Below are 11,909 nucleotides of genomic sequence, written 5' to 3'. Positions count from 1 at the left end.
AACGCTAACCCGCAGCGCAAGCGAGGGAATGTGGCCGCCAAGTCAAAGCGGCCGCTAACCCACGACTCGCCCTGCGGGCTTTTTGGTTTTCTTCCCTTCGCTCTACGCTTTCCGCTTTTCTCCCCACCGCATTCCCTCGCTTGCGCTGCGAGCGAGCGTCACGGTTTCTTGGTGAAGGCGAATAGGCCGCGCAAGAATCCATATCCATAGCAGAAGTGGGCCAGCGGATAAATCGCCAGCGAAACGAGCGAGCGCCAATCGCGGGTGGCGCGGTAAACTTGCAGGACGCTGGCGACCACCGCCAACAAGTAGATGGCGATCACGCCGAGATAGACAACCACCAGCGGCCACCAAGCAAACGCGGCCAGCCAACCCAACAACACGCCCAGCCAGAACAGACTCACCACCGGGGCGAACCAGCGGACATGTCCCGTTTGGCGATAGACGTTCGCTTGCCCGCGGCCGTACCAATAGAGCTGCTTGGCGAACGCCGCGAAGCTTCCCTCTTGCCGGTGCCACACCACGGGGCGCGGCGACAAGACGATCTTGTAACCAGCTTGGTTCAGGCGCCGGTTCAACTCAAAGTCTTCGCCAAACCGGAGCGGCAAATATCGCTGCTCGCGAAGCGCCTCGCCCACGTAGATCGCGTTGTAATTGCCGACGCTATCGACGAAGCGACTGGCCTGCGCCACAAAACCGGCGCTGCCGCCAGAGCCAAGCTTGGTCGCCAACAGCGCGTTGAGCGTTCGCTCTTTCCACTCGTCCGACTCAATCGGAGTCCGAATGCCACCGACGGCGACCACCGCCGGATCAGCGGCCCGCTCTCTCTCTAGGCTTTCGACCAGGGCCGACAGCCAATCGGTCGCCACGACGCAATCGGCGTCGGTAAAGGCGATCAACTCGCCGGCCGCGGCGTCGATCACATTGTTGCGGGCATTGCCATGACTGCCGGGGCCTGTTTCTGCGACCAGACGGATCGTCAGTTCAGGGTGCGCTGCTTGAAATTGGGCGATCACTTCCTGCGTGCCGTCGGTCGAATGACCATCGACGATAATCAATTCCCAGGGCTCGGCGAACTTCAGCTGCGCAACGCTTTCCAGCAGCGGGCCGATGGCCTCCGCTTCGTTTCGCACGATGATGCCGATCGAGACTTTCACACAGAGGGCCGGCGGAGGAAGAAGTTCTAGGAGCAACCTCGCATCTTACTCGGGCGGCGGCCCGATCGCCGGGGCGAAACCGTTATTGTTTGGTGAAGTTGCCGCCCGCCAAGCCGTGCATCAGCACGTTGTCTCCCAGCGGCTCGATGGTGACGTCGGTCAGCTGGAGCGCCTCGCTCATGTCGGCCCAGCCGGTTCCGCCAATCGGGCTGGGGGCTCCGCTGCCGCCGATCAGCTTCGGCGCGACGAACGCGTAGACTTCGTCGATTTGCCCCAGCTTCAGGAATTCGCCCAATAGGCCGGCGCCCCCTTCGACCAGGATGTTGGTCAAACGGCGCTTGCCCAGCTCGGCCAACAGCGCGTCGAGCCGCGCCGCGTGCCCCTCGCCACCGCAGACGAAAACCTCGCACCCGGCGTCGCTCAGCACGCGGCAGCGCTGGGCGTCGGCGCCTTTTTTGACCGCCACCAAGACCGGCGTCTGGTGGGCCGTCTGCACCAGTTGGCTAGTCGGGGAGAGCGTCGCTTCGCCGTCGACCACTACACGCAGCGGAGTACGCATGCCCGGCGGACGTACGGTAAGTTGCGGATCGTCGAGCTGCGCCGTACGACTGCCGACGACGATCGCGTCCATCCGTCCTCGCAAGCGATGAACTCGCTCGCGGGCCAGCTCGTTCGAGATCCAGCGGCTATGCCCGGTATGCGTCGCCAGCTTGCCATCGAGCGTCATCGCCCACTTGGCGATCACCCACGGCCGCCCGGTTGCGAGCAACTTGCGATACGGCGCGTTCAGCCGTTTCGCCTCTGCTTCCAGCAGGCCGACTTCGACAGTGATGCCTGCCTGCTTCAATAGATCAATCCCGCCGCCATCGACCAGGCCAAACGGATCTTGCTGCGCGATCACGACCCGGGCAACCTCCGCGGCGATCAAAGCGTCGGTGCAGGGGGGGGTCTTCCCATGATGGCAGCAAGGCTCGAGCGTCACATAGGCGGTTGCGCCGCGGGTCGGCTGGCCACTAGAATCGGCCAGCGCCGCTCGCTCGGCATGCGGCCCGCCATACTTGGCGTGATAGCCGCGGCCGATCACCTGGCCAGCTTGCACAAGCACGCAGCCGACCATTGGATTGGGTTCGGCGGCGCCTTGGCCTTGCGCGGCCAACTGCAGGGCCTCGCGCATGTATCGCTCGTCTTCGGCGGAAAATTGCATATCGTTTCGCCGCAGTTGCGGTTAGTCCATGCCGGGCATCCAGAGCTTCGACTTCGGCTCTTCGCCGGCCGGAGCCGGACCCGCCGACGGATTGTCAGGCGTCCAGAGCCCTCCGCCACCGCCCGCTGGCGGCGCTGCGGCCGGGCCAGGCGCCGGCGCTCCGCCCGGCGGCATGTTGGTCGGACGCCCATCGGCGCCGATAATGCCGAACTGATACAGTAGTTGCATCAGCGGCCGGGCCACTTCCGGTTCTTGCATGTGGTTGCGGGTCAGGTCGTTGAGCAAGGCCTGCGACTCGACCGCGTCGCGGCGTTCCAACCGTAGTCCAAGCTCGGCCAGCTTCCACATGCCGGGCGACTTGCCTTCCGAGACCGCGGCGACTTGCGCCTGCTGGAGATACTCGATCGCTCTGTCCGAGTCGCCGCAGTTGCGGGCCAGTTGGCCATATAGCTCGCCCTTGTCGATCTGACCGGCCAGCGACTCGCGAGCCAGCAGCGCTTCGGCGAAGACGCGAATCGCGCCCCGTTCGGCCGAGATGACCGAGCGGCCGTACACTTTGACCAGGACGGCGTCATCCAGCGTCGCCGGATCGACCCGCGACAGGCGAATGCTGGGAAGCGAATCGATGTCGACCTGCGTTCCATCCAGACGATCGAGCGTCGGCAGCTGCAGCTTCTGACGCAGTTCGTTGAAGTCGAACTTCCACTGCTGCGCCTGGCCGGCTTTCTCCAGCACCAACACGGCGGCGGCCAGTTTGACTCGCATGGAAGTATCGCCGGCCGCTTCTTGAGCGGTCTTGCCATCGAGCGCCGGTTGCGGCTGGGCGGTCCACGACTCAAGTAGCGCCTGACGGCGACGCTCGTTGGTTAACGCCTGCTTTTGGGCGGCCGAAATCGAGTCAGGCAGGCGCCAGCTCCAGGTCAGCGAAGACTCCGCCATCGGAATTTCGCCCAACTTCTTTTCTTCGCCGGCGGCGCCGACCATATCGCCGCAGATGTCGCGCACCGTAGCGATCGCTTCGTCGAACTTGTCGTTCTTTATGGTCGACAGCTCGAGCCGCGCGTCGCGATCGGTCTCTTTGCCGAAGACCAACATTTCGCCCAAGACGTTGGGAGCGTTTTCGACCGTCAAACCTTCGGCTGATTCGGGCACCGTCCGATCGAGCAGCCAATAGGCGATCTTTGGCGGCGGGTTGTCGCCATCGGCCAGCTGCGACAAGTCGATCGGCAGCAGGTTGGCGCGATCGTCGACTCGCAGTTTCTCCAGCAGCGCTTCGAGGTCGGCGACCGCCAACGGCACGTTGACCATGTCGTACTGCGGGCCGGGATCTTCCGACAGCAGTTGGGCGAGCGCTTCCGCTTCGACCGCCGCTTCAAAATCGCCTCGCTCGGCGGCGGCGGCGTACGAGTGGAGATAGCCGATCGCCGCTTCGTTGCGCCCCAGCGTCGACGACAGAACCGCCAGGTTCTCCAGCAGCGCCGCGTTTCGCGGGGCGGCCGATTTCAGCTGTTCAAACAGGCTGACCGCTTTCCGCCAGCGACCGCCGCCCGCTTCAACCAACGCCGCTTCAAACTCTTCCTTCTTCGGGAAGTCGCTGGGGCACTCGGCCAACGTCGGATCGGTCTTCAGCAGCGACGGCAATTCGCGCGACGAGTTAATCCGCATCAACAGCTGCATCGCCATGTCGTCATCTTCCGGCGCGATGCTGCTTTGCAACATCAGATGCGCCCGGGCGGCCGGGATCTTGCTGTCCATGAGCAGCGCCTGGCCGACAGCGCCCATCGCTTCGTAGACGGTAAAGTGCAGCTGCTGCGGCGACAGCTCGAGCGCGGTCTGCAGTTCTTCGACCGCTTCGCTGGCTTGACCGCCAGCGGCCAGATACGACGCATTCAGGGCGTGGGCCGCGGGGTTGTCGGGATGCTTCGAGAGGAACGCGGCCAGCGCCTCGACGATCTTCTCTTCGGTACCGACCTGCATCTGCAGGACCGCAACGTAGAAGAGGGGAACCGAGTGATCGGGATAGCGCTCAAGCAACTTCTGCGCGACTTCCAGCGCCGCCACGCGCTGATCGCCGGCGACCATTCGCTCGATCTTCTCCAGATCGGGAATCATCTCGGCGCAGTAAAACTTGATTTTTTTATCCGTTCCGCAAGGGGAGTTCGAATAGGGATCAATCGACATGACGACTCCACGTGTGGATCTAAGCTCGTTCCGGTCGGCGCTCAAAGCGACGTTCTAAACCCGAAATGCTAACACACCTTGCGCTCGCTGGCGAGCAGCGGACCGCAGGGCGTTAGCCGCCCCCCTCTTTCAGCCTGGCGGCGAATTTCCGCCGAAATTTGTCGACCTTGGGGGCGATAACCGCCGCACAGTACGACTGATTGGGATGGGCGGCGAAATAGTTCTGGTGATAGTTCTCGGCCGGAAAATAATTGCCCAGCGGCGAGATCTCGGTGATGATCGGCGCGCTGAACTCCTTCGCTTCGTCCAACTGCTTCACAAACGACTCGGCCGCCGCCTGCTGAGCTTCGTCGTGATAGAAGATTACCGACCGGTACTGCGTGCCGACATCCGCCCCCTGGCGATTGAGCGTGGTCGGATCATGCGTCTGGAAAAAGATCTCCAGCAGCGACGTAAAGTCGATCACTTCCGGATCGTATTCGATGCGGATCACTTCCGCATGGCCAGTCGTCCCCTGACAGACCGCTTCGTAGGTCGGGTTGTCGGTCGTTCCGCCGCTGTAACCTGGCTCGACGTGCGAAACGCCGACCAGCCGCTGGAAAATCGCCTCGGTACACCAAAAACAGCCGCCGCCAAAAGTCGCTTCCGCCATAGATTTCCGCTCGCTTGCGCTGGGGCCAGAAAAGTTAACTCGCTCCCTTCCTTTATATCGCGGATCGCAAAGTGCGTAGCCGCCCTGACCGCTTCCGGCGGGCCAAGAAGATCGATTGGAAAAGCTACTCGTTAACCCGTATCTACGACCAACAAGATAGTAATTATATTTGCGTTATTTTATTTTCTTTATTGACACCGCTTGATACAGGAGCTTAGAATCAGAGGGCTATTCCGGCTAATGCGGTAATCTTCTCGCATAAAAGCCATTTCTTTGCATCTTTTTTCCATTGGCCAGGATCCCATGAAAACATCAACACCCAAGGGCTTTACGCTCGTTGAGTTGCTGGTGGTGATCGCCATTATTGGCGTACTCATCGCCTTGTTACTCCCCGCCGTTCAGCAAGCGCGCGAAGCGGCACGCCGAATGACCTGCTCCAATCACATGAAGCAACTTGGATTGGCGCTGCACAACTACCACGACACCAACCTGGTTTTTCCTCCCGGCGTTCTCGCCGATGGGCTGAATGATGGCCTGAACTCGTTCCCGACCAACATGTCGTGGATGCCGATGATCTTGCCGTTTATTGAGCAAGGTCCGCTGCACGACCAACTCTCGCCGTACATGAAAACGCGCTCCTCTTCCAGCTTTCCGACAGCGCTATTCGACACGCCGATCGAAACGCTGATGTGTCCCTCCGACCCCAACCGGGGGCAAACCGGCGAAGTGCATAACTCCGGCAATGCCGATCCGCCGCCGGATTACGACGACGGTTTCCATGGCAACTACCTGCTTTGTCACGGTAGCGAAGAGATCACGACCACGACCGACAATGCGGCGAGCGGGATGTTCTATTACCTCTCGAAGCACGACTTCAGCAGCGTGACCGACGGCACCTCCAATACGGTCTTCGCCGCCGAGATCTTGCTGGCGCCCTCCAACATCGCCGGCAAACGCGATTGGCGGGGACGTTACTATCGGGCCGAACATCTCAGCAGCATCCTCAGCACGCTGTTGCCCCCCAACACGACCGCCTCGGACAAGATGCGAACCTGCGAAGGCGCTCCGGCCAACCCGATCTACGCTCCTTGCACGCAGAGCACCAACACCCAGGTGATCTATGCTCGCAGCCAGCATCCTGGCGGCGCGATGACGATGTTTGGCGACGCCAGCGTCCGTTTTGTTCCGGAAACGATCGACACGATCACCTGGAACCGGCTCGGAACGCGCGCCGGCGGCGAAGTCACCGACTTCTAAAGCCTGCGAGAACGCCCGCCTAGCCAAAGATTTCACGAGCCACGTAAACGGACTTAATCAACGATGAAAGCGACCAACTCGCCTAGCTGGGCGGTGCTGCTTAGCGCCTTGGCGATCTTCCTGATCGGCTGCGGAAAACCAGCCCCCAACATCGTCTCCGGCTCCGTCACGATGAACGGAACCCCAGTCGAGCAAGGCGAAATCATGTTCCTGCCGACCGATGGCAAAGGGGTGGTCGCCGCCGGACCGATCGTCAACGGATCGTTCTCGATGGAGTGCCAACCAGGGGACAAATCGGTGAAGATCACCGCGACCAAAGAACAAGGCATCGCCCCAGACGGACTGCCCAACTACGTGTCGTACATCCCGGCGAAGTACAACACGCAAACGACCCTGAACGCCAAAGTGGCCGACGGGAACAACGACGAGTTCAACTTCGATCTCAAATAGAACAGCGCGATCGAAGGCTCAGGCGACTGACGAGGGAGTCGGGTTCACCGGGCTCCCTCTTTTCTTGCGCTAGTCGCGAACCAGTTCGCAGACGCCCCAGGTGCTGGGGTCTTCGTCAAACGGAAACTGCGTGCCAACGCTGAAGTTCTGCCAGCCCAGTTCACGATCCATCACCGCGTAGTAGAAACCGATCCGATCGTATTCGCTCGGATCGTATCCGGTCAGCGCCGTCGCCGGAACGCAGCACTCCAGCGTGTAGCCGTCCGCTTTCATCAGGCTGCGAATTCGGAGTTCGCCGGGGCGGATCGGTTTGGCGTTCTCACGCGCCCGATTGATCAGCAACTGGTCGGCGGCCGGCTCGCGCAGCGAATGTCCCCCGCCGGTCGGCAAGAAGACGTATCGGTGGCAAAACTTGGTGGCGCGGTGCACGTTGTTGGTGGCGCGAGTGTCGATCCAGACCTGTAGGCCGTCGCTTTCGACCGCGCGGCTTTCGCGACACCAGGCGGCCTGCCGTTTGCCGGTCACGTTGATCGAAAAGGCGATGCCGCGCTCGTTCCAGGCGGCCCGCACGTCGGCAAACTGCCGCTTTCCCTCGAGGAGCCCAAACGATTGCAGCCGAAACTCTTCGCCAAACGCCAACGACCGATCGCTCCAGATTTTCGAGCGATAGCGGATCGGCGTCGCAAAACGAAACAGGAACGGCGGGGAAAGGACGGTCGACATACGTTTCCGTTTTTGGAACCAGGAATCGGGAAACCTTCGTTCTACCTGCCGACGGCCTGCGCGAGAACACCCCAATGGCGGAGAACAACTGTGACCGGTTTGACAGACCAGGCCCCACTCTTCTGCAGATACTGGGGGGATAGTCGCTCATCCGGCAGGGGAGTCGTCGCCTCCGACGACCCTGGCGGGGGGCGACAAAAACTTGTAACCCTATTTCCCCCGGGTAGAATCAGGAGGATCGCGAGCCGTTTGGGCCGCGAGCCTACCGGAATTCAAAACCACCCCGTATCGCCGGCGCTAAGCGTTGCTCGCGTCTGGCCATTCCCACCCAAGGAGTTTGCGATGATGCGAGTCTTGTTCAGCGGCGGCGTCTTTGCGGCGGTCTTCGCCCTGGCTTCGATCGCTTCGGCGTCGGACGCGTTGCTCGAAGGCGAAGTGAAATCGCTGGAAGGCGAGAAGGTCGATCTCTCGAAATACAAAGGCAAGGTCGTGCTGGTCGTCAACGTCGCCAGCAAGTGCGGCAAGACCCCGCAGTACAAGCCCCTGCAAGCGCTGTACGAAAAGTATCATGACCAAGGCCTGGAAGTCGTCGGCTTCCCCTGCAACCAGTTCGGCGGCCAGGAGCCGGGCACCCTGCTGGAGATTCGGGAGTTCTGCACCGACAAGTACAACGTCACCTTCGACATGATGGAAAAGATCGACGTCAACGGTCCCGAAACCGCCACGATCTACAAGAAGCTGAAAAGTTTCCCCCGCGATCCGGGCGACGTGAAATGGAACTTTGAAAAGTTCCTGATCGGTCGTGACGGCGCAGTGGTCGAACGTTTCCGCTCGCCGGTCGAACCTGATTCGGCCGACGTCGTGAAGAAGATCGAAACCGAATTGAAGAAAGACTAACGGCGGCGTCCCTCTCGCCAGCCAACCGCTTGTCGCCGTGCGTTAACAACGCGCGGCGATTTTTTTGCGCGAAAGCGGCGTCAAGAAATGAAAGAAGCCGCGTCTTCAGCAGGTTCGACGCGGCTTCGCTCGGATGAGGGGCAGCACACCCGAGTTGATAGTGATTTAGGGTATGAATCGACTCTCCGCAACTCCACCCTTCGCCTTGGCGACATTTTCGGTGCAAAAAATGCCGGCTGCCCCTATTTTTCCCAGTTTACCAATCGCATGACGCGGAAAAGAGGTCGATCTAGCTGCGCTTTTTACGCGAATTGCGGACAATGAAGGTCAAGAACCGTACTGGTGAATCAGCTCGGGATGAGCGAGTCCTTCGTTTACCGCAAAGATCAACAGCTCGTTCAAAGATCGTAGCGAGAGCTTCTCTTTTAGGTCGCCCACTTCCTTGTTGACGGTCCGTTCGCTCAGGTCGAGCGCTTGCGCGATCTCGGCCTGCGTCTTGCCGGACGCCAACTCGCGCAGCACCAGAATCTCGCGATGAGTGAGCGTGGCGATTCGCGACATCGGCTGACCCGCTTCCAGTTCAATCAACCGCTGGGCCAGCTCTGGCGAGAAGTAGGTGTTGCCGGCCGCCACATGGCGAATCGCCAGAGCGACATTGCGAATCGATTCGGAATGCTTCGACACCACGCCGGCCGCTCCGGCGGCGATGCAGCGATCGAGGTATTTGTCGCGGGGGAACGCCGTGTAGTACAACACCTGGCAGGCCCCGTCCAGCTTCGCCTGAATCTCGCGGCAGGCGAGAAACGGATCGGCGCCGGGCATATGAATATCCATCAGGACGACGTCGGGACGCAGATCATAGACCATCAGAACGCCGGCCTGGGCATGATCGGTCTGACCGACAATTTCGATCCCTTCGTCCATTTCCAGCACGCGTCCCACGCAGCGCATGATCGCTTCATCGTCGTCTACCAGGACGACGCGCGGTCCGCGCGGCAGCCCAGGCAGCTGCGTCTCTTTCGGATTCATCTTCTCCGGCCCCTAGAACACATCGATAGAAAGTTGCCCCCACGGCAGGTCGCGCAGAAGGCGTGATGTCGCGTCTATGCAACCGTAGTTCGCAATCGCCGCATCAATGAGCGTTTGCGGAGACTCGTATCGCGGGCCCCCGGCCGCGCGATCGTAACGAAGGTAGCGACTACGCCGACCACGTGTGGCGAACCCCGGAAGACTGGCGTGCAATAAACGTTTCCTAATACAAGCAAAATTGACTGTCGCCGGTAGTGAACTAAATAAGTAGAGTCAACTTCGCGTCCCCGTGAGACGCGCTGGACGCCCCGCCAGAACTGCACTCGGAAGATCGCATGAGCGTCTTAACTATCGACATCCTATTGAGCATCGGCTGCACCGCCATTGGAATGGCGTGCGGATGGTTCCTATTTGGAAATCATCCATCGTCGCCAATTCGACAACTTGCCAATGCCGTAACCGCGCTGCTCGACTACCTGCGTGGACAGCCGCAAGCGACCACTGCGAAGCAAGTTGTCGTCGCCGCGGAAGAATCGCAGAAAACAGCCCCCGACCACGAACCGAAAACCGGCGGCGACGCCCTGGCCAACATCACGCAGGACGAACTGAGCAAATTGCTGGAACAAGTGCATGCGTTGACCGAGTCGGTTCGCAGCGATGTCGGCGAGCATACCGATCGCATGGCCCGCATCAACGAAGGCCTGGCGTCTCGCACGACCGACGCCAGTTCGGTGACCGACGCCATCAGCAACCTGATCGACGCCAACAAGTCGCTCGGCGACCGTTTGAATCAAGCCGAGATGCGGCTGCTCGAACAATCCCAAATCATCCAATCGCAGACGGTCGAAGCGCGCACCGACCCGTTGACCGGGCTCCCCAACCGGCGCGTCTTCGATCATGAGATGTCGCGCCGCATGCAAGACTTCCAGCAATCGCGACGTCCTACGTCGCTGATCATGCTCGACATCGATCATTTCAAAAAATTCAACGACACCTACGGGCACATGGCGGGGGACGAGGTTCTGAAGAACGCGGCCCGCACCTTAGAGCGAGTCGCCGCCACGATCGGCGGCGCCGCGATTCGTTTCGGCGGCGAAGAGTTCGCCATCATCCTGCCGGGCTCCAACATCTTCGATTCGCAAATCGCCGCCGCTCGCGTCGTACGAGCCGTTGCGTCGATGGAAATTGTGTTTGAAGAAAAACTGCTGCAGGTCACCACCAGCGTCGGCGTGGCCGAATTCAGCCGCAGCGACGACGAAGCGAGCCTGCTCAAACGAGCCGACTCGGCCTTGTACGCCGCCAAGAACGCCGGCCGCAATCGGGCCTACTGGAATGATGGCGAAAAGTCGCGTCCGGTGCTGAGCGATTCGCAAAAGCCGGAAGCGGCGCCGGTTGCCGAATCTCCGCCGGCCGAACCGAAACGGGCGACCGTGTCGGACGCGAACCAATTTCGGGCCGACGTCAACCGCCGCTTGCACCAATTCAAACGAGACTCGTTGCCGATCTCCCTGGTTCTCTTGGAAGTCGATCGCTATGACGAGTTCCTCCAGAACAACGGCCAAGGAGTCATTAAAGCGTTCAACGACACGCTGGAACGGATGCTGATCGCCGCCATGCGAGACATGGATCACGTCGGTCGCGTCTCGGACGGACGTTACGGAATCTTGCTTCCCTCGGCCAGCATCAACCGCGCGGCCGCCGTTTCGGGTCGTCTGCGAAAAGCGGTCGAGCGATTCAAGATTCGTAAGGATGACGAGGTTCGTCAATTCACGATCTCGTGCGGCGTTACCGAAGCGCTCGCCGGCGACGGCCTGGATCACATTTTCCTGCGTGCCGAAGCGGCGCTGGGCAAAGCGATCGAAGTGCACGGCAACCGAGTCGCGCTGTGCGGCAGCGAAATGGAAATCGATTCTCCGATTCTCATTCGCACCTCTTCGGCGGCCGACCGTAGCGAACCAGGCTCGACGGCGACGGCGCGATAGGCGTTTTCGTCACGCAGAAAATCACGCTAGCGAAAGTCGTATGCAGGCCGCATGCGACTTCTTTTTTTCTTGGGCGAAAATCGCCCTTGACCCGTTTTCGGAGATGGCATATCTTGCCGCCTCACGACGCGAGAGGCAGTCGAAAAATGTTCTCAGAACAGCCTTCGACTTTCGCTCACCACGCTTGAAAAGATGGAGTCCTGCACCGGAATTCTACCTGGTAGTTTTCTGCGGATCGCAAGTCAGACCTGTTTGCACGGATGCGAATGGCGAGATTTGAAATCGGCTCAATGCGTGTGGCTTGTGAATAAAGACCCGCCGCTTGGCCGCGTCAAGGATGACGCGGACACAGTAGCATCCAATCGCTCCCGGAAGAG

Annotated in this window: 10 protein-coding genes; 4 read left to right on the top strand and 6 right to left on the bottom strand. The window is 60.6% G+C overall.

Annotated features, from left to right (window positions below):
* Positions 1-158: 158 nt before the first annotated feature.
* The 4 genes from Enr8_RS12915 to msrA form a co-directional block, all read right to left on the bottom strand.
* The gene (locus tag Enr8_RS12915) at positions 159-1,193 is read right to left on the bottom strand and encodes a glycosyltransferase (RefSeq protein ID WP_146432144.1); all 1,035 of its coding nucleotides are present in this window, start codon (positions 1,191-1,193) and stop codon (positions 159-161) included.
* Between the two features lie 46 nt (positions 1,194-1,239).
* Positions 1,240-2,361 carry a bifunctional diaminohydroxyphosphoribosylaminopyrimidine deaminase/5-amino-6-(5-phosphoribosylamino)uracil reductase RibD gene (gene ribD, locus Enr8_RS12910; RefSeq protein ID WP_146432142.1) on the bottom strand — a complete coding sequence of 374 codons (1,122 nt, stop codon included), beginning with the start codon at positions 2,359-2,361 and terminating at the stop codon, positions 1,240-1,242.
* A gap of 21 nt (positions 2,362-2,382) precedes the next feature.
* Positions 2,383-4,542: a tetratricopeptide repeat protein gene (locus Enr8_RS12905; protein ID WP_146432140.1), complete on the bottom strand. Its 2,160-nt coding sequence runs from the start codon at positions 4,540-4,542 to the stop codon at positions 2,383-2,385.
* Positions 4,543-4,654: 112 nt separating this feature from the next.
* Positions 4,655-5,194 (bottom strand): peptide-methionine (S)-S-oxide reductase MsrA, encoded by a 540-nt coding sequence (gene msrA / locus Enr8_RS12900; protein WP_146432138.1) that lies wholly within the window; start codon positions 5,192-5,194, stop codon positions 4,655-4,657.
* A gap of 303 nt (positions 5,195-5,497) precedes the next feature.
* On the opposite strand from msrA, the gene Enr8_RS12895 reads away from it, so the two are divergent.
* Complete coding sequence (locus Enr8_RS12895; protein ID WP_146432136.1) at positions 5,498-6,451, top strand: DUF1559 family PulG-like putative transporter; 954 nt, start codon at positions 5,498-5,500, stop codon at positions 6,449-6,451.
* A gap of 63 nt (positions 6,452-6,514) precedes the next feature.
* On the top strand, positions 6,515-6,901 hold the full coding sequence (locus Enr8_RS12890) for a hypothetical protein (RefSeq protein ID WP_146432134.1): 387 nt from the start codon (positions 6,515-6,517) through the stop codon (positions 6,899-6,901).
* Positions 6,902-6,970: 69 nt separating this feature from the next.
* Here Enr8_RS12890 and Enr8_RS12885 read toward each other — a convergent pair whose 3' ends face one another.
* The gene (locus Enr8_RS12885) at positions 6,971-7,624 is read right to left on the bottom strand and encodes a DOMON domain-containing protein (RefSeq protein WP_146432133.1); all 654 of its coding nucleotides are present in this window, start codon (positions 7,622-7,624) and stop codon (positions 6,971-6,973) included.
* 342 nt (positions 7,625-7,966) lie between these two features.
* Between Enr8_RS12885 and Enr8_RS12880 the strand changes: the two genes are divergently transcribed.
* Positions 7,967-8,521 (top strand): glutathione peroxidase, encoded by a 555-nt coding sequence (locus Enr8_RS12880; RefSeq protein WP_146432130.1) that lies wholly within the window; start codon positions 7,967-7,969, stop codon positions 8,519-8,521.
* Between the two features lie 327 nt (positions 8,522-8,848).
* Here the strand turns inward: Enr8_RS12880 and Enr8_RS12875 are convergent, their stop codons facing one another.
* Positions 8,849-9,550, bottom strand: a complete 702-nt coding sequence (locus tag Enr8_RS12875) for a response regulator transcription factor (RefSeq protein WP_146432128.1) — start codon at positions 9,548-9,550, stop codon at positions 8,849-8,851.
* A 335-nt stretch (positions 9,551-9,885) separates the two neighbouring features.
* Here Enr8_RS12875 and Enr8_RS12870 point away from each other — a divergent pair, with 335 nt between their 5' ends.
* Positions 9,886-11,532 carry a diguanylate cyclase domain-containing protein gene (locus Enr8_RS12870; protein WP_146432125.1) on the top strand — a complete coding sequence of 549 codons (1,647 nt, stop codon included), beginning with the start codon at positions 9,886-9,888 and terminating at the stop codon, positions 11,530-11,532.
* Positions 11,533-11,909: the final 377 nt, after the last annotated feature.

This window comes from Blastopirellula retiformator, from assembly GCF_007859755.1.
GTDB lineage: Bacteria > Planctomycetota > Planctomycetia > Pirellulales > Pirellulaceae > Blastopirellula > Blastopirellula retiformator.
This window is presented reverse-complemented; position numbering and strand designations above follow the sequence as displayed.